The sequence below is a fragment of the Streptomyces abyssomicinicus genome, from assembly GCF_008974245.1.
Classification (GTDB): domain Bacteria; phylum Actinomycetota; class Actinomycetes; order Streptomycetales; family Streptomycetaceae; genus Streptomyces; species Streptomyces abyssomicinicus.
This window is the reverse complement of sequence record NZ_BBZI01000007.1, coordinates 142524-165911: the sequence shown is the minus strand read 5'-3', so window position 1 is coordinate 165911 and position 23388 is coordinate 142524. Positions and strand designations below refer to the sequence as shown.

Sequence of the window (23388 nt, the reverse complement as noted above, 5' to 3'; positions counted from 1 at the left end):
TCCGTCACAGGCGCCCGTCGGCGACGGCCTTGGTCACCCAGGGGATCACCTCGTCGAGCATGTCCTCCAGGCTCGTCGTCGCCTCGAAGCCGAGAACCTCACGGGCCTTCGTGACGTCGGGGACGCGCCGTTGCACGTCGTGCGGGAAGGACTGCTCGCTGACGTGCCGGAAGGGCACGCCGGGCCCCTTGATCCTGTCCCAGATCAGCCGGGCCAGCTCCATGACCGTCGTCGACCGCTCGGTGGACAGGTTGAAGTCCTCGTCGAGCGCGCCGGGGTGCTCGAGCGTGTCGACGATGCCGCGGGCGAGGTCGCCCCCGTACGTGTAGTGGCGGACCTGGTTGCCGTCGCCGTGGATGTGCAGGGGGTCCTGCCCCTTGACGATCTTCTGCACCAGGTCGGGCACGACGTGGGACATGGCCAGGGTGACGTTGCCCGACAGGATCTCGGCCTGTCCCGCCGCCCGGCCCTCCCCCACGCCGACGCAGTTGAACGGCCGGACGATCGTGTACGGCAGCCCGTACTGGTCCCGGGCGGCCCTCGCGTAGTACTCGACGGCCAGCTTCTGGAAGCCGTAGCTCGACGCCGGGGGCGGTACGCGCCGCTCGTCGCCCTCCGTCGAGGGCCACCGGTCCGTCGACTCGTACACCATCGAGGACGACACGTACGTCATCTTGCGGAGGGTGCCGGCCCGGTGCGCCTCGATGGCCGCGTCGCAGGAGGCCGCCATGATCCGCTCGTTGGTGGCCAGCAGGTCGTAGGCGTAGGTGTGGAAGTAGGAGATGCCGCCGATCATCGCGGCGCCCGCGATGAAGTGGTCGCAGTCGGCGAGGAGCGACCGCACCAGCTCCACGTCCCGCGCGTCACCCTCGACCAGGCGGTACCGGGGGTGGGTGTCGTGGGCGTGGCTCACCGGCCCGTACTTGGAGTAGTCGTCCAGGCCGACCACCTCGTGGCCGCGTCCGAGCAGTTCCTGCACGACGTAGCCGCCGATGAAGCCTGCCGACCCGGTGACGAGTACCTTCACCATTTCGCGTCCGCCCCTTGAGGGTGTCGAGCGCCGGTCACCGGCGCGTCCGATGCCGGGGCCGCGGTCGTGGCGGCCCTCGGAGCCGTCATACGAGCGTCCCGCGGCCGTTGATGCCCCAGATGTCGACGACGGGTGTCCCGGTCGGCAGGTCGCGGTACTCCGGATGCGGCGCGCCGATCACCAGCAGGTCGGCGCGCTCGAGCACTTCGTCCAGCGGCAGGAACCGGTCGTCGACGACGTAGGGGTCGCTGCACAAGGTCTCGCGCGCCTTGAGCGCGAGGATCTTGCGGAGTTTGAACGACAGGCTCGCCCGCGTGTCGTCGCTGCCGGCCTTGAAGGCCATGCCGAGGATGCCGACGGTGAGCCGGGAGAGGTCGTAGCGGGCCTCGAGGCGGGCCGCCAGGTAGAGCGGCAGTCCCTCGTTGACCAGCATCGCCGAATGGCCGAGCGCGAAGTTGTTCCGGCTGAACGCCGCGAGCTGCATCGTGTCCTTGAAGAGGCACGGTCCCGCCGCGAAGCCCGGGCCCGGCAGGTCGGCCGCGCGCGGATAGTCGTGGGTGATCGCCCCGCGGATGCGGTCGAAGTCGAGGCCGGCGTCGTTCGCCATCATCCAGAACTGGTTGGCCGCGGCGAATTTGATGTAGCGCCAGGTGTTGGTGAACAGCTTCGCCAGTTCCGCCTCCTCCGGGGCCAGCCGCACGGTCTGGTCGGTGAGGTGGCGGAAGAACGCCTCCGACCGCCGGTAGGCGCGTTCGGTGCGGGCCGCGACGAGCTGCGGTAAGGAGAACAGTTCGGTCATGGCCCGGCCCTCGGCGATGCGCTCCGGGCAGAAGGCCACGTCGATGTCGAGGCCGTGTCCGGCGAGGGTCTTCTCGGTGAGCGCGGTCACGCCCGGGTGGACGGTGCTGCGCAGGACCAGCAGTTGTCCGTCGCGGAGGTGGTCGGCGCACGCCTCGACGGCCCGCGGGACCGCGCCGACGTCCGGGTTGAGGTGCTCGTCCACCGGGGTGCCGACGATCACGACGACCGTCTCGGCCTCGGCGATGCGGGACGGGTCGGTCACGGCCACCAGGCGTCCGTCACGGACCGCGGCGGCGAGCGGCTCGGCCGCGCCCGGCTCGTCGAAGGGCAGCACGCCGCTGTTGACCGTGGCGACGGCCGCCTCGTTGATGTCGTACAGGACGACCGGTAACCCCCGTGCGGCGAGGGCGATCCCCAGCGGCAGTCCGACCCTTCCGCAGCCACCGATGATCACGGTGGGGAGGAGATCCCCGTCCGCCCGGCCCAACGCGCTCAACGGCCCACCCCGATTGCCTCGTACCACACACGTCAGCCGTGGAAGATCAGGAAAGTATTCGTACGCTAGCACGACTCATCTGTACGCTGGGAGCGCTCCCGTCACATGTGTCCGGTTCCTTCCCGCCCCCGCATGCGAGAGGTGTGTTCATTGCTCAGGCAAGAGGTGTCGCTCGACGGCAAGGACGTCCCGTACCTGTACGGCGTCGACGTCACGGAGGAACTGGTCGGCGCGCTGGCCGACCTGGCCGCGACCGCGGATCTCGTGCTCCTGGTGACGGACCGTGCGGTCGCCGTCCACGCGGAGCCCGTCGCCCGCGGTCTGGCGGAGGCCGTGCGGGTGGCCCTGTTCACCGTGGACGCCGGTGAACAGCGCAAGACGCTGTCACTCGTCGAGGACATCGTCGAGTTCGCCGTCCGTCAGGGCGCCAGCCGCAGCACGGTGGTCGTCGCCATGGGCGGAGGCATGGTCGGCAACGTCGCCGGACTCGCGGCGGGGCTGCTCTTCAGGGGCGTCCGGCTGGTGCACCTGCCGACCACGCCGATCGCCGCGTTCGACTCGGTGCTGTCGGTCAAGCAGGCGGTCAACCTGAGCGGCGGCAAGAACCTCTGCGGCACCTACCACGTGCCCTCGCTCATCGCCTGCGACCTGCGCTGGCTCACCTCGGTGCCCCGCGGCCTCATGCTCACCGGTCTGGCCGAGATGGCGAAGAACGTGCTGGCGGTGGTACCGGACCGACGGCACGCGCTGGAGCAGGCCCTCGGCCGGCTGGCCGACGAACCGGCCGCCGCGTTGCTCGAACTGCTGGACATCGGCCGCGACGCCAAGGCGCCCTATCTGCGCTCCGATCCACGGGAGCGCCGCGAGGCGTTGGTGTTCGAGTACGGACACACGATGGGGCACGCGCTGGAGTTCGTCTCCCGGGGCGGGATCGGCCACGGCGAGGCGATCGCCTGGGGCATGCTGGTCGCCGCCGAGGTCAGTCACGACCTCGGGCACCTCGGCCACGACGGCCTCGCCCTGCACCGTCAGGTGGTGGGACGGCTGCGGCTGCCCCCGGCCGCCGCCGGGCCCGGCGGGCTCGACCGGGAGCGGATACGCGCGGTGCTGGCCCGGGACAACAAGCGCGGCTACCTGCCCTGCGCGCCCGACGAGGTTCCCATGGTGCTGCTGGAGTCGGCGGGACGCGTCGTCACCGGTGACCGCGGATTACCCCTGGTCCCGGTTCCCGTGGACCTCGTGATGTCCGCGCTCGGCACGGTCGTCGGGGCCGCGCCCGGGCCCACGCTCGTGGAGGCCGGGCCCGCCCGGGAGAGGCTGGGTGCCGTATGACCGGGGTGGCGCTCTTCGACGACTTCACCGACACCGTCCTGGGCCACCACCCGGACTACGTCGTCGGCCTGGCCAACGCCGCGGCGACGGTCGCCGCGCCGGGGCCGGTCCGCATGTACTGCCCGCCCGCGTACCTGACCCACCACCGGCTGGACCCGGCGGTCACCCACCGGGCCACGACCGGCGCCTCGCCCGGATCGGGCGCGGTGAAGCTGCCCTACTCCCGGGCCGTCGACCCGGGCAGGCTCGCCGAAGCCTGCCGGGACGCGCACGACCACGGGGCCACGGTCTTCCTCAACTGCTATTTCGACGAGAACTACCCGGCCTGGCCCGCCCCCGGGACCGGGCTGAGGTTCGCTCACTCCCTGCACCGGCCCGGCTATTTCGCCGCCGACGCCATGCGGCGCCTGGGCGAGGGCGGGCGGCTGGCGGATCTGGTGCGCGGGCAGGCCCCCGACGCCCTGTTCGTGGTGAACACCGCCGTCGGCGAGCGACAGGCGCGGCAGTTCGTCGACGCGCGCAACCTGCTGCGGGCCGGCTGGCCGACCGCCACCCGCGCCGAGGTCGCCGCCGCCTTCGCCCGCGGCGCGGCGCCGGCCGACGAGGAGCCCTACGTCCTGTCCATCGGCAGCGCGCGGTCCGACAAGGGCGTCCGCGTGCTGCTGTCGGCGCTGGCCGGCGGTCCCCTGCTCCGCATCCTCGGCCAGCAGTACGACGGCGTGGAGAAGCAACTGAGCGCCGAGTACCCGCACACCCGTGTCGACTGGGAGAGCGGCTGGATCTCCAGGGAACGGCTGGGTGAGGTGATCGGCCGGGCCTCCGTGATCGTCTTCCCCTACCAGCAGGAGTTCGCCGGCTACGGCGGGGCGTCCGGAGCGCTCGCGCAGGCGATCAGCGCCGGCAAGCCGGTGATCGTCTCCGAGGTGCTGGCCGAGCAGGTGCCCGACTCGCCGGCCTGCCGGGTCGTTCCCGCGGCCGACGAGCGCGCGCTGCGACGCGCGGTCGACGACGCGCTGCGCCACCTGCCCGAGCTGCGGGAGGCCGCCGCCGGTCTGCGTGCGTACGTCGAGGAGAACCACACCTACGAGGGACACGTCGAACGCGTCCTGGACCGGTGCGGCTGATGCCGGGCATCGCTCCGCAGGCGCGCCCGCACGCGCGGGTGGCCGCTCTCGTCGCGCTGGTCGTCGCCACCTTCTGCTTCGTGGCGACGGAGAACCTGCCGGGGGGCCTGCTGTCGTCGATGGCCGGAGACCTGGACACCTCCCTGTCGGCGGTGGGTCTGCTCGTCACCGGGTACGGCCTGACCGTCGCGGTGGTGTCGGTGCCCCTGGTCAGGGCGACCCGCGACGTCCCACGACGCCGTCTGCTCTCCTGGGTGCTGGCCGTGTTCGTTGCCGCGAGCTGCGTCACGGCGTTCGCTCCCGGCTACCCGTCCCTGCTGGCCGGCCGGGTGGTCACCGCGTTGGCCCACGCGGTCTTCTGGTCGGTGGTGGTCGTCACGGCGGTGGGTCTGTTCCCGCCGCGGCTGCGGGGCCGGATCGTCACGGTGGTGTTCACCGGGAGTTCGGTCGCGACGGTGATGGGGGTGCCCGCCGGCACCTGGATCGGCCAGCAGTGGGGGTGGCGGGCGCCGTTCCTGATGCTCACCGGCCTGGGCCTGGCCGCGCTGGTCACCATGGTCGTCTTCCTGCCGAACACCCGCGCCGACGAGGAGCACGTCTCCGCCACGGCACCGGACGGACGGCGGTTCGCCGTGCTGCTGGCCGCCACCGCGCTGTCGGTCACCGGCCTGTCCGCCGCCACCACGTACACCGTGCCCTTCCTCGGCGAGGTCGGCGGTTTCCCGGACTCGGCGATGGGCCCGCTGCTGTTCGTGCGGGGCGCGGCGGGCGTGGTGGTCATGGCCGTCGGCGGGATGGTGCTGGACCGCTGGCCACGGGGCGCGGTGATCGTTTCCACCGGGCTGCTCGCGTGCGCGCTGTTCGGGCTCCACGGTCTCGGCGCCTTCCGGCTCGTCACCATCGGCCTGCTCGCCCTGTTCGGTGCCGCCATGTTCCTGATGATCAGCGCGACGGCGAACCGGATCCTGTACGTGGCGCCCGGCCGCACGGAGGACGCCACCGCCGCCCACAGCGCGGTCTTCAACGCCAGCGTCGCGGCGGGCGCACTGGTCGGGGCGCTGCTGCTGCCTTCCTGGGGGGTGCGCAGCACCGCCCTGGTGGCCGCCGTCCTGGTGGCCGCCGCAGCCGTCTGCCTCGCCCTCGAGCCGAGGATCGCCGGCCGTGGGCGGGGCCCTTCCAAGCAGCCGGGGCACGACCGGCCGGTGGCCGCCGGCGGTTCCTGAGCCGGGGCCCGCGCCGGGGGCTTTGGGCGGCCGGTGGGAGCCCACCCGGCCGCCCGCCCCTCGCTATCCGACGGGCGAGGCGCCGCGCACGGGTTCACCGGGGACGGCGGCCTCCGCCGCGCTCCAGCGGGACCAGAAGCGGGCGAGGCACAGCAGCGACAGGCTCGACGTCAGGCCGAGGAACACGAGCACCGCGGTGCCTCCCCAGGCCCGTTGCACCACGGGGATCAGCAGCGGGGCGATCAGGATCGGCGCGCCGCCCATGAGGTTGAACAGGCCCTCCGCCCTGCCGATGACCTCGGGCGGCAGGTACTTGACGTTGATCAGGGCGGTGACGGCGGTCAGGGCGGAGCGCATGGTGAAGAAGACCACCATGCAGATCACGAAGAGGGTGGTCGACGGCAGCGACATGGCGAACAGGGCCAGGGTCATGGCCGTGGCGGAGGCGGCCAGGACCATGCGGGGCCGGGTGCGGGCCCGGGCGGCGATGTAGACGCTCCCCGCCAGCGCGCCGAGGTTGGCGACGGCCTGGGCGGTGCTGACGCCGCTGGCGGGCATGTGCCACTCGTCGCGCAGGTACCAGACCATGAAGGAGAGCACGCCGATGCCGCTGGCGAAGTGCAGCGGCAGTGCCATCGCCTCCGCGTAGAGGACCCGCTTCTCGGCCTTCACCACCCGCCAGCCGTCGAGGATGTCACGGCCCAGGCCGGAGACGAGCCGTCCTCCGGCCCGGGCCGGGGGCCGTTCCTTCGCGGGCGGGTGGACGCCGAGCAGCCAGACGACGACCGGGGCGAGGAAGGTGGCGGCGTTGAACCAGAGCAGCCCGAGGTAACCGACGAGGCCGAGGCCCACCGCGACGAGGAGCGGGCCGGCGATGTTGGAGGTGACGAACAGGCTGCTGAGCACCGCCCGGGACCGGGCGGCGTTGCGCGGGAACATGCCGGGGACGCCGGTGATCCATCCTGTCCGGTACATCTCGCCCCCGAGCTGCACCAGGGCGGCCATGCAGAAGAGGACCGGGGTGGAGGGGTGTCCGGCCAGCACGCTCAGGTTGAGCGCCACCGCGCCGGCGAGCTGGACCACCAGGCCGGGGACGACGAAGACGCGGGGGCCCCAGCGGTCCACGACCGCGCCCAGCCAGGGGCTGAGCAGCAGCATGGCCGGGGCCAGGGCCGCGAGGAGGGACATCGTCACCAGGGACCCGGTGAGGTCGTAGACGAACAGCGGGAGACAGACCTTGTAGGCGGCTTCTCCCAGGTTGTTGACGAAGTTCCCGGTGGCGAAGACGAGGAAGCGTCGGTCGTGCCAGGGGGCGAGTTCCTCGTCGGGCGCGGTCTGCTGGGGCATCGTCGGCTCTTTCACTCGGCCGCGGACGGCCGGCTCCGCAGCGTGTAGCGGGCCGGGCGGCGGGGCAGCCAGTGGTCCTCGAGCTTGGCGAACGTACCGTCCTCGGGTGACTTGTCCAGGCGGTAGAGGGACAGCAGGCCGGTGCGGCAGCCGAGGAGGAGGTGCGGTCGTCCGCTGTCGTCGCGCACGACGGTGAGGGCCTTGGGGTAGTCGGGGAGGTCTTCCATGAAGCCGACGAACTCGTCGTTCTCATAGGTGTAGGCGGCGACCTGCATGCCGTAGGAGCTCACGCAGACCAGGCCGTCGGCGACGGTCGCGTTCTCGGCGGTGTTGGACAGCAGGTCCTTCCAGGTGCGGGTGACGCCGTGACCGACGGCGATCTCCTTGAGTCCTCCGTCGCCGACGACGTAGAGGAAGTCGCCCTGCGCCCACATGCGCTTGGGGTACTCACCCTGGTCGAGGCGCCACGTCGGCCGGTCGTGGCCGGCCCCGAAGACGGCGATGACGCCGTTGCGGGTGGCCAGTACCCGGCTCCCGTCCGGCAGGTAGGCGCACGCCCACACCGGCAGCCCGTCCACGGAGAGGGAGGCGAGGGTCTCTCCGGTCGCGGTGTCGAGCTCCAGGGCGCCGGCGTTGCTCGCGACGAGGGCGCGGGCGTGGTCCGGCGAGGCGGTGACGGTGTGCAGCAGCCCTTCCGGGAGGGAGCGGCTCCACAGGACCTCTCCGCCACGGCGGGCGCGGAAGACCTGGCGGTCGCGGCTGACGCCGATCCAGCCGCCGTCCACCGGCGTGAGGCGCCGTGTGAAGCCGTGGCCGGTCTCGTGGTCCTCCAGGATGTGCAGGGTCGGTCCGCTGGGGACCTGACGGACCTCCGCGACCGCGACGCCGGAGTCGGTGGCGCAGTACAGCACGGACGGGTCCTCGGCCGAGGGCTGGATGTCCCAGACCGCCTGCCGCCTGAAGCCCAGCCCCTGGACGAAGGAGCCGTCGGGGGCGAGGCGCACGATCTCCCCGTCCTGGCACAGGACGTAGACGTCGCCGGCCGGGCTCACGGTGATGTCGGCGAGCTGGTGGGAGAAGCCCGTCACCACGCGCTCGACGCGGAGTTCCCGGTCGGTGTTGTCGAACACGTACAGCTCGCCGTCGAATCCGCCGGAGTAGGCCCGCGTGAAGTCGGGAGAGAAGGCGACGAATTCCACGTCGTCGCGGGCGAAGAGCAGTTCGCTCTCCTTGACGCCCTCCGGGCTCACCGTCACCACGCCGTTGGCGATGTCCGCGGTCTCGCCCTCGCCGAAGTCCTGGGTGCACCAGAAACGATCGTGCCGGGCGTCGTAGCGGACCCGGTGGATATTCCCGTCGTCGAGCTTCACATGAGCAGGGAATTCCAGGTCCGAGAAACTCCCGAGCCGGAGATTCCCCTTCTTGTCCGATATCGCGTGCAGGGCCGGATGCTCGGTGCACGCCCATTCCATGGGACTGGAGCCGCATATGTTGGGACGGATTTCCAGGACGTCGAAGGTGTCCAGGTCGAGGACCAGCATCTGGTGGTGGTAGCCGGCGGTCACGAAGACGCGGCCTTCCCACACCCCGATGCCCCGCGAGCTGACCGGGGAGGGCTCCTCACCCTCGATCAGGGTCGACGTGTCGCAGACGGTGGCGGGGTCGAGGCGGTTGACGAGGTCGAGGGTCTCGAGCGACCAGCGCAGCACCGCGCCCATGCGGTCCTTGCCGATGATCCAGCCGTCGGCGACCGTGAGGCCGTAGAGCGGCCGGCCCTGCCGGAGACGGGGGGAGGAGCGGACGAGCCGCAGCTCCTCGTCGAGGACGTGGACCCGGCCGAAGGAGTCCGACACGACAAGGCCCGTGCCCTCCACGTGGAGAATTCTCATGACGCGGTCTGTCAGTTCCACAGCAACCGTCCCCTTGTTCGTCGCTTGCAGAAGAGTAGGAGAGTAGGAGAAGCCGGCCGGCCGGAATGGTAATCCCGGCCGGCCGGACTCGGAGCCCGCATCGATCGCGGGTCGGACGACCATCTGGTCACTTCGCGGCGACGATGTTACGACGGACCGGCTTCTTCATGGGAGAGCACCCCCTTTCCGAATTTCGAATCCATGCGGCGGTTCGATTGAACAAGGATCCGTCGAATTGCAGCAAGAGAACCTTGCGTGACCTGGATCACACGGCCGTCGTGTTTCACGCCGGACGGTCGCGGGCAACCCCGGCCATTCGCCTCGCGATAAACGAGATGGCTCGAATCCGCCTGTTCCCCGTGGGGCCCAAGGGATTGGATGGGCGATCCGCATCGGCTACCGCACGCGCGGGCCGACCCGACGCAGGCAAGGTGGCACGTGTCCCGCGAAATCCCCGGCCAACTGTGGAAGAAGGCCACGAGCACCGTAGGTCTCGTGGCCGTGCGCCACGAGGACGGCGTGAACGTGATGTCCGCGGAGTGGTCCTACTTCGTGAACAAGGATCCCCTGTACGCCGCCGTGGTGCTGAGTCCACGCGCGCGGACCCGCGAACTCCTGCCCGTGAGCGGCGAGTTCAGCCTCACGTTGTGCTCCGAGGAGCAGGCGGAACTCGCCGACTTCGCCGGCAGCTTCTCCATCGGGGACATCGACAAGGCCGGAGCCGAACTCCTCGGTTTCGGCGCGCCGGAGGCCACCGGCACCCCGTGGGTCGACGGCGGCCTGGTGGCCCTCGAGTGCGTCCTGCGTGACACCGTCCCCTTCCCCGTGCACACGATGTTCGTGGGCGAGGTCGTGGCCGTGCACCTTCCCGACACGGACCGCAGGCCGCTGGTCAAGCACGGCGCGATGCACTCCCTCGGCGAGCCCGTGCGGCGTACCGCCGTGGTGGCCACCGCCCAGATACTCGCGGACCGCACCCTGCGGGTGGCCGCGACGGGCCCCTCGGCCCAGGGCGCCGACGTCTGGCGGGTGTTCCTGCTGAACGGCGACGGGACCAAGGTGGAACTGGGAGAGCACCCGTCCCACGAGTACGGGGACTTCCTGGTGGACCTCCCGCTGCCCGAGGCCCTCCTCTCCACGGCCGACGCACGGATCATGGTGGAGCGCGAGGGGGCACGTCCGGGCTACGCCCGCGTCCTCGGCGCCTGACGTCGCCATGGGGTGACACCCCCCTGTGGACCTCGGGCCGCGCGCTGCGGCTCCGCACGGCCGCGGCCCGCGGTCCAGGCCCTCCACGCCCTGGCCCTCGAGGCCCTCGACGGCCCCGCCGGCCTGCCGGAATTCCACGGTGGCCGCGCCGGACGCGTGCACCGCCCGATGCGCGGGCCGAGGCATCGGCAGCGCCTCCTCGGTGAGGCCCGTCGGCGCCGCGTGACGGCGACAACCCCGCGCGGGACCGGCCGCCCCCCGCAGGCCCTGGTGCCGGCTCAACGGCCACCGGCCTCCCCGTACCCGGTCATGCCCCGCCGCCCCGGCGTCTCCGTCCCGAGCGGCGCGCTGCCTCGCGGCGTGCGCGCTCCCTGGCCGTGCAGCGCGAATGCCCTGCGGGCGGCCGTGACCGGCGATCCTCCCGGTGTCCGGGGCGGGCACGAGCAGCTTTTCGGCCACCGGCGCACCGGCATCGAGTGCCGTCGCGGCCCAGACATCACGGCCCTTCGGAGGAGGAACCGTGCCCTCGACCGGGGCTCGGAACACCGCCCCACCTGGGCCGATCCCCCGGAACCCACCACGGTGGCGATCACATCGGGCTCGTCGGCGGCAGGCACGGCCCGGCGAACGCCGACGGGGCGGCCCTGAGTTCCTCTGCGCGGTGGAACGCCGTTCGCTCCACCGGTATTTGAGTTTCCGTGGATTCCCACTCCCTCGAAATTCCAGCGAAATTGCTGAATTTCACGGATCCCGCACCGGGGAAGTCCGCCCTGAGCGCCGTCGCCCGGGTCCGCGGCTTCGTCAGCAGCCCTGCTGGGGCTCGGGCGCCGCGCAGCAGCCGGAGTCACCCGACGGTGCGGAGAGGTCTTCGAAGACTCCCGCGCCGCCGCAGACCCCTGTCTCGGGCAAAACGAGTTCGACACGGTCGGCGGCCTCGGCGTCTCCGGCGAGTGCGGCGACGACGGACCTGGCCTGCTCGTAGCCGGTGAGGGCGAGAAAGGTGGGCGCGCGGCCGTAGGACTTGGCGCCCACGAGGTAGAAGCCCTTCTCGGGATGGGAGAGTTCACGGTGGCCGTGCGGATAGACGGTGCCGCAGGAGTGCTGGTTGGGGTCGATCAGCGGTGCCAGCTCGAGGGGAGCCTGGAGTCGCTCGTCGAGTCGGAGGCGGACCTCGGAGAGGAAGGACAGGTCGGGGCGGAGGCCGGTGAGGACGACCACCTCGTCGACCGGGTCGAGTCGGCGGCCGTCGTCGGCGATCAGGACGATCCGGCCGTCGGCGTCGCGTTCCATCGCTCCGGTACGGAAGCCGGTCACGGCGTCGGCGTGCCCCTGGTCCACCGCGGCCTTGGCCGCGAGGCCGAGCGCGCCGCGGGCCGGGAGCTGGTCGGCGGTTCCGCCGCCGAACGTGGAGCCGGAGATCCCCCGGCGCAGGATCCACGCCGCGTGCGTGCCGGCGCCGTCGGCCGCCCGGGCGAGCTCCGCGAGTTCCGCGAGGGCCGTGAACGCCGAGGCGCCGGAGCCGATCACCGCCGTGCGCCGACCGGCGTGGCGAGCGCGGACGGCCGGGTCGCGCAGGTCGGGCACACGGTAGGTGACGCGATCGGCGACGGCGTGTTCCCCGAGTGCCCGCAGACCGTTGCCGCCCGCCGGACCCGGAAGCGACCAGCTGCCCGAGGCATCGATGACGGCCCGGGCCAGGACCCGCTCCTCCCGGCCGTCCGGGTACGCGACCTCCACCGTGAACGGCTGCGCTTCACGGTCGGTGTCGACCACGCGGTCCCGCCCCATCCGGGACACGCCCGTGACCCGGGCGCCCCACCGGACCCGGTCGCCGAGGGCGTCCGCGAGCGGCTGGAGGTACTCCGCCACCCAGTCTGCACCGGTCGGATACGCCCCGGGATCCGGCCGCACCCAGCCGGTCGGAGCGAGCAGCTTCTCCGCGACCGGATCCACCAGCTCGCTCCAGGTCGAGAACAGGCGCACATGCGCCCATTCCCGCACCGCCGCGCCCGCCGCGGGTCCGGCCTCGAACACCACCGCGGCCATGCCACGATCCGCCAGCTGCGCGGCGGCGGCCAGCCCGACGGGCCCTGCTCCGATGACGACGACGGGATACTGCTGCTCACTCATGACCGTAAACTCCTGTAAACGAAGAGGCAATTGACAGGCAAAGCAGCCAATGACCCCTGATGGCCTCCGCGGCGCACAGGGCCCTTGCACCACCCACCATGCCAGATTGATTCGACAGACGTCAACATAGACGATTGTCGAACAATTATCGGACGGGTGCCGTTCGGGCCGAACCCTGGCCAAGCTGTTTCGAAATATGCCAACATAGACATGTGTCGAATCTCGAAATGCCCTCACCCGCCGGCCCCCCTGTCGAGGCCGGGACGCTGTGCTGCCCACCGCTCACCGAGCGCCCGCTGAGCGCACAGGAGGCGGAGACAGCCGCTCGCGTGTTCAAGGCACTCGGCGACCCGGTGCGGCTGCGCCTGTTCTCGGCGGTCGCCTCGCACCCGGGGGGCGAAGCCTGCGTGTGCGACATCTCCGACGTCGGCGTCTCCCAGCCGACCGTCTCGCACCACCTGAAGCGCCTCAAGGAGGCCGGGCTCCTCGCTTCGGAGCGGCGCGGCACCTGGGTCTACTACCGCCTCGAGCCCGGCGTACTGGCAGAGATCGGCCGCCTCCTCGCTTCAGGCGGCGCCGCCTGAGACGGGGCCCATTGCGCTACTGGTTCGACACCTGCCAATATCGAATCATGTCGAACTCATCAGCGACGTCCACAGTCGCCAGTCAGCCCAGGCAGTCCGCTGTTCCTTGCTGTCCGCCGATCGCGGCGGCCTGCCCTTCGGAACTCGACGCCGAGCGGCTGGCCGCCGTGTTCAAGGCGCTGTCCGATCCGGTTCGGCTCCGGCTGCTCTCACTGATCGCCTCCCACCCGGCGGGGGAGGCCTGCGTGTGCGACGTCTCGGACGTGGGCGTCTCCCAGCCGACCGTCTCCCACCACCTGAAGAAGCTGCGTGAGGCGGGGCTTCTGACCGCCGAGCGGCGCAGCACCTGGATCTACCACCGGATCGACCGCGACGTGTTCCAGGCGCTGTCGACCCTGCTGCGGGTGCCGTCGCGGCTCTGAGGGCGCTCCACCCGTCGGCGTGGCTGCGCGCGGCCCCCGCGGCCACGGCCTCCGAGGGGCGGCAAGGAGCCGACGGCACACGGCGGGCGGACCGCGCGGAGGTCGATCGCGCGGTCCGCCCGCCCTTCAGGCCGGAGCGATTCTGTGCACCGTCGTCCCGGCGAGGCCGACGCCGCGGAAGGGGCGCGGATCGGTCTCCTGGCCGGTGTACAGGTGCAGCCGCAAGGGGCCGGTCACGGCCGCCTCCTCGCTCTCGGCCGGCTCGTAGGACAGCAGCAGCGCCGGGTCCGACAGGGCGCCGAAGCCCACCACCCGGTCGGCCTGGTGGGAACCGCTGCCCGGCTCGATCCGCTGCCCGGGCAGGGCCGCGAAGCCGAGTCTGGACTTGAAGCTGAACAGTCCCGCGTTGCCCAGGTGGCCGTAGAGATTGATGTCCCGCCCGAGGGTGGCCCACCGTCGTCCCCGCAGGCGGGCCTCACGCAGCGTCTCCCAGTACAGGACCCTGGAGAGACTGTCGCCGCGCTGCCCCGGGGTCACGGCCGAGAAGCGGGCCCGGGTCTCGTCGCGGTCGGGCAGGTCCTGGTTGAGGCAGACGCCCACCAGTTCGTCGCGCGAGCGGACGGTGACGGCCCGGAAGGTACCGGCCTGGGCCAGGATGTGGGCCCGCTGCTCCTCCGCGACCGCCCAGCCGTGCCGCATGCCGGAGATCTGCCGCCGGTACAGGGCGAGGAACTCGTCCAGCAACTCGGGCGTCAGCGCCTCGGTGCCGACCCGCAGTCCCGCCTGCCCGGCCTTGCGGTAGGCGGCCCGGACGTCGTAGCGGTCCTTGCCGGACAGGCCCGCCAGGTACTTCTCCTCGGAGTCGAGCGCCTCGGACCGCCACATGACCACCTGCGGCTTGGGCTGGAACCCGGCCCGCCGCAGAGCGGGCCAGGACTCGGCGGGCGGGTCCTGGACCCGCACGACGTCCGCGCCGGCCGCGTGGTCGCGCCACAGGCCGCTGAGCGCGAGGTCCAGGCCGACGAGGGCCACGGGCAGGCCCCTGATGTCGACGATCACGCGGCGACCGCCGGGGAGCGCGGCTCGGCGGGCAGCCCCTCGACGTCCAGGCCGGGTACGGACGCCGCGTCCCGGGGCGCCGACGGCCGGAACCGTCGCAGCCGGAGGCTGTTTGTCACCACGAAGATGCTGGAGAGCGCCATGGCGGCACCCGCGATCATCGGGTTCAGGACCCCGGAGGCGGCCAGCGGAATGCCCGCCAGGTTGTAGACGAACGCCCAGAACAGGTTGCCCTTGATGGTGCCCAGGGTCCGCCGGGACAGCCGCACGGCGTCGGCCGCGTCCCGCAGGTCTCCGCGGACCAGCGTGATGTCGCTCGCCTCGATGGCTGCGTCGGTGCCTCCCCCGATGGCGATGCCCAGATCGGCCTGGGCCAGGGCCGCGGCGTCGTTGATGCCGTCGCCGACCATGGCCACGTTGCGGCCTTCCTCCTGGAGCCGCCGCACCACCGCCGCCTTGTCCTCGGGGAGGACCTCGGCCTCGACCTCGCCGATGCCCATCTCGTCGGCGATGCGGCGGGCCGCGCCCTCGGTGTCTCCGGTGAGGAGAAGGGGTGTGAGGCCGAGGCGGCGCATCTCGTCGACGGCCTGACGGCTGGTCGGCTTGGCCTCGTCGGCGACGAGGAGCAGACCGCGCACCGTGCCCTCCCAGCCGACGGCCACCACGGTCCGGCCGCCCGCCTGGGCCTCGAGCCGTTCCCGCAGACCGTCGGAGAGGGCCATGCGTTCCTCGACCCAGCGGAGGCGGCCCACCATCACCTCGCGGTCGAGGACCCGTCCGACGACGCCGAAGCCCGCGCTGGCCCGGAAGTCCGTGACCGGTGGCAGCTCCTGACCGAGCTCGGCGGCCGCGTCGGTCACCGCGGCGGCGATCGGGTGCTCGGACGCACGCTCCAAGGCACCTGCCATGAGCAGCAGTTCGGCCCGGTCGGCGCCGTCCGCGCACTCCGTCCCGACCAGGCGCATCCTGCCGGTGGTCACCGTGCCGGTCTTGTCCAGCACCACGGTGTCGATCCGGCGCGTGGACTCCAGGACCTGCGGGCCCCGGATGACGATGCCGAGCTGCGCCCCGCGACCCGTGCCGACCAGGAGGGCGGTGGGCGTGGCGAGCCCCAGGGAGCACGGGCAGGCCACCACCAGCACGGAGACCGCCGCGGTGAGCGCCACCGCCGCGTCTCCCCCGTTGCCGATCCAGAAGCCGGCGACGGCGAAGGCGACGGCGACCACCACGGGCACGAAGACGGCGGCGATCCGGTCGGCGAGCCGCTGGACGGGAGCCTTGCCCGCCTGCGCCTCGGAGACCAGCCGGCTGATGTGGGCGAGCTGGGTGTCGGCACCGACCCGCTCGGCGCGGACCACCAGCCGTCCGCTGGTGTTGACGGTCGCCCCGACGACGGTGTCCCCGACGGACACTTCCTGGGGCACGCTCTCTCCGGTCAGCATCGACGCGTCGACGGCGGAGCTGCCCTCGACGACGCTGCCGTCGGTGGCGATCTTCTCGCCGGGCCGGACCACGAACAGGTCGCCGACGCGCAGTTCGCCGATGGGGATGCCGATCTCCTGGCCCGCCCGGAGGGCGGTGACGTCCTTGGCACCGAGTTCGAGCAGGGCGCGCACGGCGCTTCCGGCCCGGCGCTTGGCCCGGTGCTCGGCGTAGCGGCCGACCAGGACGAACAGGGTGAGGGAGGTGGCGACCTCGAGGTAGATGTGGTGCAGTCCCTGTCCCGGCGTCGGGACCATCAGGAAGGGCATCCGCATGCCGGTGACACCGGCGTACCCGAAGAAGAGGGCGTACAGCGACCAGCCGAACGAGGCGAGCACGCCGATGGAGACCAGGGTGTCCATGGTGCCCGCGGCCTGGCGGACGTTCTTCCAGGCTGCGGCGTGGAACGGCCAGGCTCCCCAGACCGCCACCGGCGCGGCCAGGGTGAGGGAGAGCCACTGCCAGTGGTCGAACTGCAGCGGCGTGATCATCGCCATGGCGATGACCGGCACGGTGAGGGCGAGGCAGATCAGGATGCGCTGGCGCATGGAGGCGAGTTCGCGCTCCTCGGCGTCCTCCTGCGGTTCCGCGCCGTCGTCCACGACCGACTCCTGGGGCGGAGCCGGCAGGGCGGCCGTGTAACCCATCTTCACCACGGTGTCGATGAGTTCGTCGACCGTGTGCCGGTCGTCGTGGCTGACATGGGCGCGTTCGAGGGCGAAGTTGACCTCCGCGGTCACGCCTTCGAGGCGGTTGAGCTTGCGCTCGATCCGGGCCGAACAGGCCCCGCAGGTCATACCGCCGATGTCGAGCGTGACCACGGCTGGTGCCGTCGTGGCTGTGCCGGCCATGACTGCTGTCTCCTTTGCGGACGGTGAGGGTTACAGGGGCGGCAGCGCGCTGCCGACCAGCCAGGCCGCACCGAAGCAGACGGCGAGGCCCACGGCGTACAGGGCGAGCTTGAGGGCCGGGTTCACTCGGCGGTCCCGGCGAACTCGTAGCCGGTGCGCTCCACGGCGGCCCGCACGGCGTCCGGGGTGAACTCGCCGGCGGAGGTGACGGTCACCCGGCCGCTCTTGTGGTCGACCACGACCGACGCGCCGTCGCCGAGGTCGGTCTCGATCGCCGTGCGGATGCGCTTGGCGCAGCCCCCGCAGGTCATGCCGCGGACCTCGAAGACGGTGGCGGTGGTGCTCATGATGTTCTCCAAATCGTCGGCCGGCCCGACGGGCCGTGCTGGCGTGGGTGGTGGGAAGGAAGTGGGCGGTGGGAAGAAAGAAGACGGGGTGGGCGGTGGGAAGAAACGGGGGATGGGGGCTCAGGCGTCGACGGCCTTCAGGTAGGAGCCGATCCGGTCCAGCGCGAGGGCGATGTCCTCGGCGGCGACGGCGTAGGAGAGGCGCACGTGGTGGGGTGCCGCGAAGTCGTTGCCGGGCATCACCGCGACGCCGGCGTGCTCCAGCAGGTTCCCGGCCACCGTGCCCGCGTCGTCGCCGGGCCCGGTGCACAGCCCCCGGACGTCCACGAAGGCGAAGAAGCCTCCCTGCGGCGGCGCCGTCAGGCGCAGTGGGGGGAGGCCTCGCACGCCGTCCCGCATGATCGCTCGACGCCGGTTCAACTCCGCGGCCCGACGGTCGAGTTCGGTGTCCGTGTCGCCTTCCAGGGCAGCGAGCGCCGCGTACTGGGAGATGGACGACGGCGCGGAACTGGTGTGCCCCTGTACGGCGGAGAGAGCTGCGGCGACCGGCGGCGGGGCGGCGGCGAAGCCGATCCGCCATCCGGTCATCGCGTAGGTCTTGGAGAAGCCGCCGACCGTGACGGTGCGTTCGGCGATCTCCGGTCCCAGCGAGGCGAAGCTGGTGAACTCCGCGCCCTCGTGGACCAGGTCGCCGTAGATCTCGTCGCTCACCACGACCAGTCCGTGCTCCAGGGCCACGTGGGCGAGGGCGGCGAGCTCACCGCGGTCCAGGACCACGCCGGTGGGGTTGGAGGGGTTGTTGAGCAGGAGGACCTTCGTCCGGGGCGTGACGGCCTCGCGCAGGGCCTCGGGCGTGAGGCGGAAGCCGGTGGCGGAGGTGTCCACCTCGACCGGTACGGCGCCGGCGAGCCGGATCATGTGGGGGAAGCTCACCCAGTACGGGGCGGGCAGGATCACCTCGTCGCCCGGTTCGCAGAGCACGGTGAAGATCTGGGCCAGGGCCTGCTTGGCACCGTTGGTGGTGACGATCTGCGCGGGCTCGTGGGGGCTGTTCCAGCGGGTGGTGAGACGCCGGGCCACGGCCTCCCGCAGGTGTCCGACGCCCGCCACCGGGGTGTAGCGGGTGCGGCCTTCGGCGATGGCCCGCCGCGCGCCCTCGGACGCCTGCTCGGGGGTGGGGAAGTCCAGTTCACCGCCGGTGAGGTTGACGATGTCGGCGCCCTCGGCGAGCAGCGCCTTGACGTGGGCGTCCAGCGCCGCGGTACTGGACGCGGGCAGGGAGCCGGCACGACTGCTGATCACGCCTACTCCCCCGCCGTCAGGTGGAACGCGGTGGAGGACGCCTCCCCGGAGCCGGGCCTCACCTGGACGGTGATCTTCCAGTCGCCGGGCATGCCCAGGACGAGCTTGGCCTGGTAGCCCTCGCCCTCGGGCCGCGCGGTCTGGTCGCCGCCCTTCATCTTCATGTTGGGCATCTCCGGGTTGATCTCGACCTTCGCGCCCTCCACCGGCTGGCCCGCGGCGTCCTTGACGGTGATGTCGGCCGTGCCGGCCGCGCCACCGCCCTTGACCGGGCAAGGAGCCACCGCGAGCGTCACTTCGAGCCCCGCGTCGGACTTGGTGGCCCGGCAGTTCTTGTCGAGGTCGGACGTGGCCGCGGGCGCGGCGGCTCCGGTGTCCGTCGAGGGGCCGCAGGCGGCGAGCAGCGCCGCGGCCAGCACGACGGCGCCCGGGGAGGCGGCCCGGCGCATCGGCCCGCGTGGGGTGCGGGCGCCCGCCGGCGTTGCCGTGAGATCCGTTCCGGCAGGCTGACGGGTGTCCGTGCGCCGGGTCATGTGTCCTCCTTCGGACGGTTGGGGGTGGCGGTCAGCCGCAGCAGGACTTCTTGGCGGGCGCGGACGCCTGGTCGGCGGGGGCCGCGGCGGCCGGCTTGGGGCCGCAGCAGGAGGTCTGCTTCGGCTTGTCCCCGGCGTCGGCGGTGTCGGCGGCGGGCTTGGGGCCGCAGCACGAGGAGGCCTTCTTGGGCGCCTCGGCCTTCGCCGGGGCGTCGGCCTTCGCGGAGGCGTCGGCCTTCTCGGCCGCCGGCTTGGGGCCGCAGCATGACGTGGCCTTCTTGGGCTCCTCGGCGGCAGCGGCGGGCGACTGCTGGGCGGCGTCCCAGAACAGGGAGCCAAGGCTGGCGTCAGACACGGGTGTTGTCCTTTCCTTCGGTGTTCTGCCGGGTTCGGCCCTCCTGGGCCTGGCACAGTTCGGTGAGCCGCCCGCCCGCGGTGAGAAGCTCCACGGGGCGACCGGATTCGACGATGCGTCCGTCCTCCAGGACGAACACCTGGTCGAGGTCTTCGACGAGTGCGAGCCAGTGGGCGACGACGATCGCCGTACGGCCTTCCAGCAGGCGGCGGATGGCCGCGAAGACGACGCGCTGGCGGTCGGGGTCGACGCTGGAGACGGCCTCGTCGAGGACGATGACGCGCGGGTCGGCGAGCATGGCCCGGGCCAGGGCGATCAGCTGCCGCTCGCCCACCGACAGACGCGACCCCCGCTCACCGACCCGGGTGGCGTATCCGTCGCGCAGTCCGGCGATGACCTCGTCGGCCCCGACGGCCCGGGCCGCCTCGACGACCTGTCCCTCGGTGGCCTCGGGGCGGCCGAAGAGGATGTTCTCGGTGACGGTGCCGTCGAAGAGCTGCGCCTCCTGGGTGACCAGGAGCACCTGGGAGCGGACGGAGGCGCTGCTGATGCCCGCCAGGTCGTGCCCGTCGACGCGTACGGCGCCGCTGGTGGGCGTGTAGAGACGCACCAGGAGCTGCATGAGCGTGCTCTTGCCTGCGCCGCTGGTGCCCACGATGCCGATGTGCTCGCCCGGCCGCGCGCGCAGCGTGACACCGTGCAGCACTTCGGGGCCGTCGCCGTAGGCGAACCGGACGTCGTCGACCTCCACGTCGCCCTCGACCGGGGGCAGCGTGCCGGTTCCGCTCTGCTCCTCCTCCAGTTCGAGCACCTCGAGGATCCGCTGCGCGGTGGCGGCGATGTCGGAGGTCTGGCCGAGCTGGTGGGCGAGGTCGCGGACCGGGTTGAGCATGCGCTTGACGAACAGGGCGAACGCGGCGAGCGTTCCGGCGGCCAGGGCGGTGCCGGAGGCCATGCCCATCGAGGCCATCATGGTGTCGGTGCCCATGAGCATCCAGGTCATGGGCATCATGCCGGCGGCCATGTCGAAGAAGAAGCCGGAGCCGAGCTGGTGGCCGTTGATGATCTGGAGGCCGCCGAAGAAGATCAGCAGTGCCAGGGCCAGGAAGACGCCGAAGCCGAGCTGCGAGGTGAGCCACAGGCGCTTGAAGGAGAGCCGGTTGTGGACGGTGCTGTAGTCCTCGGAGCGCCGGCGCAGGTCGGCGAGGACCGCCTCCTCCTGGCCGAACGAGCGGATGTCCGCCAGGCCGTCGATGCGCTGGTTGAGGTAGCCCACGACCTGGTCCCAGCCCTCGCGCTGGGCGCGGGTGTCGGGCCGCAGGCGCTTGGTGAAGGTCACCGCGATCCAGACCATCAGCGGAATGGTGATCAGCGTGGGCAGCGCCACGGTGGGGCTGAGGGCGAGCAGGAAGACGGCGAAGGCGACGAACCAGATGACGCTGTTGGCCACCTCCATCAGGGACTTGGTGAGGAAGCCCCGGAAGCGGTTGGCCTCGAACAGCACCCGGGTGACCCATTCGCCGCTGGCCTGGGAGACGTGGCGGGACAGCTGCACGTTGTGCAGCCGCTTCACGAGGTCGTCGCGGATGGTGACCGAGAGGCGTTCGTTGATGCGGATCATCGCCGAGTTGTAGACGATGCGGATGACGTTCTCGGCGATCGTCAGCACGATCAGGTTGACGGCGGTCGACTCGACCGCGCTCATGTCGCCGATGACGATCTGCCCGATGCCGGCCATCACCGTGTACATCACGGCGATGGTGACGATCGAGTTGAGGACGGCCATCACGGTGGCGACGGTGAGCCAGGTCCAGTGCGGGCGGAGGTACGGCAGGAAGCGGCGGACCGCGCGGGCGAGGGTGCGCCGCGCCTCCTTGCCCTCGAGCGGAACCTCGGCCGGGGCGGCGGTCATGAGTCCTTTCCTCCTTCGAGGCCGGCCGCGCCGGTGAGCGTGGCCACCGCGTCCGGGGCCGTCGCACGGGGTGCGAGGCTGATGGTCCGGTCGGCGTAGCTGGTGACGGCGGTCTGCTGGGAGGCGATGACCAGGGTGCGTCCGTTGCGCACCCGCAGGACGGTCTCCAGGAGCGCTGCCTCGGTCTCGGCGTCGAGATTGGCCGTCGGGTTGTCCAGCAGCAGGACGTCCGGGTCGACGAGCAGGGCGCGGGCCAGGCCGATGCGCTGACGCTCGCCTGCGGAGAGGTCCAGGGTGCTGGCGCCGAAGCGGCGGTCGAGCGGGATGTGGGAGAGACCGGCGGCGGTGGCCGCCTGGGCGACCTCGTCACGGGTGGCCTCGGGGCGTGCGAACCGGATGTTGTCCTCGAGGGTGCCTTCGAAGACCCACTGCCGCTGCGGCAGGCACACGATGTGCCGGCGCAGGGCGTCCGGCGCGTAGGTCCGGGCGTCGACGCCGTCGTAGGTCACGCTGCCTCCGTCGGGGTCGCGCAGCCGGGCCAGGACGTGCAGCAGGGTGGACTTGCCGCTGCCGGTGGGCCCGGTCAGCGCGACCACCTCGCCGGCCTCGATGTGCAGCCCCACCTTGTCCAGGACGCGGCGTCCGGCGATGTCGACGTCGATGCCGGTGGCGTCGAGGGAGCCGAGGGCGGGCAGGTCGGTGGCGCCGTCGCGCCCGGTGATGACGGAGCGGGCGTCCATCACGCGCAGCAGGCGCTGGGCGGTGACGACGCTGCGGAAGGCTCCGTTGGTGTGCATGGCGAGCATGTGGATGCTCATCTGGAACATCATCACCAGGGCGACGACGGCGACCAGGTCGCCGACGGTGCTGGTGCCGTTCAGGACAGCCTGTCCGCCCGCCCACAGCGCGATCGGCGTGGGCAGCCCGCCGACGACGTTGAGGATCGCCTCCCACCGGCTGTAGGTGCGCTTCATCCTGCCGTCGCGCGCCGAGTGGTCCTGATTGACCTTGTTCAGCCGGTCGGAGGCCTCGGCCTCGCGGCCGTAGGACTTGACCACGTTGATGTTGGCGAGCGACTCGCCGACACCGGCCAGCAGCTTGGTGAACTGGCTCTTCAGCTCCACGAAGGCCCGCTGGAGGCGCAGTTGCACGGTGAAGTTGCCGATCACCACGAAGACCATCGGGATGACGGCGAGCAGCGTGGTCCTGGGGTCGATGACGAGCGCGGTCACCAGCATGGTGAGGGTGACCAGCAGTTGGTTGAGCAGTTCCAGGAGACCGCCGTTGGTGAGGCCGCGGACGGAGACGGCGTCGGAGACCAGGCGGGTGAGGGCGCGCCCTCCGGATGCCTCCGCGATGTCCGCGGGGCCGAGGTTCATGAGCTTGCGGAAGAGGTCCTCCCGCAGGTCGTTGACGGCCTTGCTGGCCACCGTGAACCGCATGCGCTTGCCGATGTGCAGCAGGGCGGTGGTCGCCACGCCGGCGCCGAGGACGCCCAGCGAGGTCATCAGCAGGGTGCTGGACTCACCGCCCAGGACGCCGATGTCGATGGCGTACCGCGTCAGGAGCGGGACGGCGATGTTGCCCAGGAGGCCGAGGAACATGATCACCGTGGCGATGACCATCTCGCGGCGGTAGCGCAGCGGGTAGCCATAGATGAACCGCAGCGCGCGTAGCGAGTCGTTCAACGTCGAGCCCCCTCAATGTCGTGTCGGTGGTGGTTTCGACGGGCCGCATCCCCGGGGGATGCGGCCCGCCCTTGTTCCGGTCGAACTAGTCGCAGCAGGCGCAGGCGCACCCGCACTCGGTGCCGTCCTCCGCGACGTCCTCGTTCCCGCTGGTCTCACAGCAGCCGGAACCGATCATGTCGTCGGCCATGGTTCCTCCCTCCTAGGCTAATTCGATACTTTCAAAAATATCGAATCATGGGGTGTGGTGG

19 protein-coding genes are annotated in these 23388 nt (G+C 71.6%); 6 read left to right on the top strand and 13 right to left on the bottom strand.

Annotated features, from left to right (window positions below; translation table 11 throughout):
- Positions 1–4 precede the first annotated feature (4 nt).
- Positions 5–1030, bottom strand: a complete 1026-nt coding sequence (locus tag GBN72_RS14255) for an NAD-dependent epimerase/dehydratase family protein (RefSeq protein WP_151772166.1) — start codon at positions 1028–1030, stop codon at positions 5–7.
- Between the two features lie 85 nt (positions 1031–1115).
- The gene (locus GBN72_RS14250; protein ID WP_218042052.1) at positions 1116–2327 is read right to left on the bottom strand and encodes a nucleotide sugar dehydrogenase; all 1212 of its coding nucleotides are present in this window, start codon (positions 2325–2327) and stop codon (positions 1116–1118) included.
- Positions 2328–2477: 150 nt separating this feature from the next.
- Between GBN72_RS14250 and GBN72_RS14245 the strand changes: the two genes are divergently transcribed.
- From GBN72_RS14245 to GBN72_RS14235, 3 genes are read left to right on the top strand one after another with little or no spacing between them, the layout of a single operon-like run.
- Positions 2478–3659 (top strand): 3-dehydroquinate synthase family protein, encoded by a 1182-nt coding sequence (locus GBN72_RS14245; RefSeq protein WP_164540628.1) that lies wholly within the window; start codon positions 2478–2480, stop codon positions 3657–3659.
- Positions 3656–4783 (top strand): glycosyltransferase, encoded by a 1128-nt coding sequence (locus GBN72_RS14240; protein WP_151772164.1) that lies wholly within the window; start codon positions 3656–3658, stop codon positions 4781–4783. Before GBN72_RS14245 ends, GBN72_RS14240 begins: the two co-directional genes overlap by 4 nt.
- Complete coding sequence (locus GBN72_RS14235; protein ID WP_151772163.1) at positions 4783–6006, top strand: MFS transporter; 1224 nt, start codon at positions 4783–4785, stop codon at positions 6004–6006. Before GBN72_RS14240 ends, GBN72_RS14235 begins: the two co-directional genes overlap by 1 nt.
- Positions 6007–6069: 63 nt before the next feature.
- On the opposite strand, the gene GBN72_RS14230 is transcribed toward GBN72_RS14235, so the two are convergent.
- Together GBN72_RS14230 and GBN72_RS14225 are read right to left on the bottom strand one after the other, a co-directional pair.
- Positions 6070–7353 carry an MFS transporter gene (locus tag GBN72_RS14230; protein ID WP_151772162.1) on the bottom strand — a complete coding sequence of 428 codons (1284 nt, stop codon included), beginning with the start codon at positions 7351–7353 and terminating at the stop codon, positions 6070–6072.
- Positions 7354–7364: 11 nt separating this feature from the next.
- Entirely contained in the window at positions 7365–9242 is a 1878-nt protein-coding gene (locus GBN72_RS14225; protein ID WP_151772161.1) for a WD40 repeat domain-containing protein, read from the bottom strand.
- Positions 9243–9701: 459 nt separating this feature from the next.
- On the opposite strand from GBN72_RS14225, the gene GBN72_RS14220 reads away from it, so the two are divergent.
- Positions 9702–10472 carry a flavin reductase family protein gene (locus GBN72_RS14220; RefSeq protein WP_151772160.1) on the top strand — a complete coding sequence of 257 codons (771 nt, stop codon included), beginning with the start codon at positions 9702–9704 and terminating at the stop codon, positions 10470–10472.
- An 801-nt stretch (positions 10473–11273) separates the two neighbouring features.
- Here GBN72_RS14220 and GBN72_RS14215 read toward each other — a convergent pair.
- The gene (locus GBN72_RS14215) at positions 11274–12602 is read right to left on the bottom strand and encodes an NAD(P)-binding domain-containing protein (protein WP_151772159.1); all 1329 of its coding nucleotides are present in this window, start codon (positions 12600–12602) and stop codon (positions 11274–11276) included.
- Positions 12603–12829: 227 nt separating this feature from the next.
- On the opposite strand from GBN72_RS14215, the gene GBN72_RS14210 reads away from it, so the two are divergent.
- Both GBN72_RS14210 and GBN72_RS14205 read left to right on the top strand, forming a co-directional pair.
- Positions 12830–13186, top strand: coding sequence for an ArsR/SmtB family transcription factor (locus GBN72_RS14210; RefSeq protein ID WP_151772639.1), 357 nt, complete (start codon positions 12830–12832; stop codon positions 13184–13186).
- Positions 13187–13233: 47 nt separating this feature from the next.
- Complete coding sequence (locus tag GBN72_RS14205; RefSeq protein WP_151772158.1) at positions 13234–13608, top strand: ArsR/SmtB family transcription factor; 375 nt, start codon at positions 13234–13236, stop codon at positions 13606–13608.
- 126 nt (positions 13609–13734) lie between these two features.
- Here GBN72_RS14205 and GBN72_RS14200 read toward each other — a convergent pair whose 3' ends face one another.
- From GBN72_RS14200 to GBN72_RS14165, 8 genes are all read right to left on the bottom strand, one after another.
- Positions 13735–14667, bottom strand: a complete 933-nt coding sequence (locus GBN72_RS14200) for a GNAT family N-acetyltransferase (protein WP_151772157.1) — start codon at positions 14665–14667, stop codon at positions 13735–13737.
- Complete coding sequence (locus tag GBN72_RS14195; protein WP_151772156.1) at positions 14664–17000, bottom strand: heavy metal translocating P-type ATPase; 2337 nt, start codon at positions 16998–17000, stop codon at positions 14664–14666. The genes GBN72_RS14200 and GBN72_RS14195 overlap by 4 nt, the downstream gene beginning before the upstream one ends.
- A 122-nt stretch (positions 17001–17122) precedes the next feature.
- Positions 17123–17347, bottom strand: coding sequence for a heavy-metal-associated domain-containing protein (locus tag GBN72_RS14190; protein WP_151772155.1), 225 nt, complete (start codon positions 17345–17347; stop codon positions 17123–17125).
- Between the two features lie 120 nt (positions 17348–17467).
- Complete coding sequence (locus GBN72_RS14185) at positions 17468–18649, bottom strand: pyridoxal phosphate-dependent aminotransferase (RefSeq protein ID WP_151772154.1); 1182 nt, start codon at positions 18647–18649, stop codon at positions 17468–17470.
- A gap of 2 nt (positions 18650–18651) precedes the next feature.
- Positions 18652–19182, bottom strand: coding sequence for a FixH family protein (locus GBN72_RS14180; protein ID WP_151772153.1), 531 nt, complete (start codon positions 19180–19182; stop codon positions 18652–18654).
- 31 nt (positions 19183–19213) lie between these two features.
- Complete coding sequence (locus GBN72_RS14175; protein WP_151772152.1) at positions 19214–19537, bottom strand: hypothetical protein; 324 nt, start codon at positions 19535–19537, stop codon at positions 19214–19216.
- Positions 19530–21449, bottom strand: coding sequence for an ABC transporter ATP-binding protein (locus tag GBN72_RS14170; RefSeq protein ID WP_151772151.1), 1920 nt, complete (start codon positions 21447–21449; stop codon positions 19530–19532). The genes GBN72_RS14175 and GBN72_RS14170 overlap by 8 nt, the downstream gene beginning before the upstream one ends.
- Positions 21446–23137, bottom strand: a complete 1692-nt coding sequence (locus tag GBN72_RS14165) for an ABC transporter ATP-binding protein (RefSeq protein ID WP_151772150.1) — start codon at positions 23135–23137, stop codon at positions 21446–21448. Before GBN72_RS14165 ends, GBN72_RS14170 begins: the two co-directional genes overlap by 4 nt.
- Positions 23138–23388: the final 251 nt, after the last annotated feature.

What these genes read in the sequence shown, in the direction of transcription:
- GBN72_RS14255 (WP_151772166.1), bottom strand. Translation starts at nt 1,030, where the DNA reads ATGGTGAAGGTACTCGTCACCGGGTCGGCAGGCTTCATCGGCGGCTAC.
- GBN72_RS14240 (WP_151772164.1), top strand. Translation starts at nt 3,656, where the DNA reads ATGACCGGGGTGGCGCTCTTCGACGACTTCACCGACACCGTCCTGGGC.
- GBN72_RS14235 (WP_151772163.1), top strand. Translation starts at nt 4,783, where the DNA reads ATGCCGGGCATCGCTCCGCAGGCGCGCCCGCACGCGCGGGTGGCCGCT.
- GBN72_RS14230 (WP_151772162.1), bottom strand. Translation starts at nt 7,353, where the DNA reads ATGCCCCAGCAGACCGCGCCCGACGAGGAACTCGCCCCCTGGCACGAC.
- GBN72_RS14225 (WP_151772161.1), bottom strand. Translation starts at nt 9,242, where the DNA reads ATGAGAATTCTCCACGTGGAGGGCACGGGCCTTGTCGTGTCGGACTCC.
- GBN72_RS14215 (WP_151772159.1), bottom strand. Translation starts at nt 12,602, where the DNA reads ATGAGTGAGCAGCAGTATCCCGTCGTCGTCATCGGAGCAGGGCCCGTC.
- GBN72_RS14210 (WP_151772639.1), top strand. Translation starts at nt 12,830, where the DNA reads ATGCCCTCACCCGCCGGCCCCCCTGTCGAGGCCGGGACGCTGTGCTGC.
- GBN72_RS14205 (WP_151772158.1), top strand. Translation starts at nt 13,234, where the DNA reads ATGTCGAACTCATCAGCGACGTCCACAGTCGCCAGTCAGCCCAGGCAG.
- GBN72_RS14195 (WP_151772156.1), bottom strand. Translation starts at nt 17,000, where the DNA reads ATGGCCGGCACAGCCACGACGGCACCAGCCGTGGTCACGCTCGACATC.
- GBN72_RS14190 (WP_151772155.1), bottom strand. Translation starts at nt 17,347, where the DNA reads ATGAGCACCACCGCCACCGTCTTCGAGGTCCGCGGCATGACCTGCGGG.
- GBN72_RS14180 (WP_151772153.1), bottom strand. Translation starts at nt 19,182, where the DNA reads ATGACCCGGCGCACGGACACCCGTCAGCCTGCCGGAACGGATCTCACG.
- GBN72_RS14170 (WP_151772151.1), bottom strand. Translation starts at nt 21,449, where the DNA reads ATGACCGCCGCCCCGGCCGAGGTTCCGCTCGAGGGCAAGGAGGCGCGG.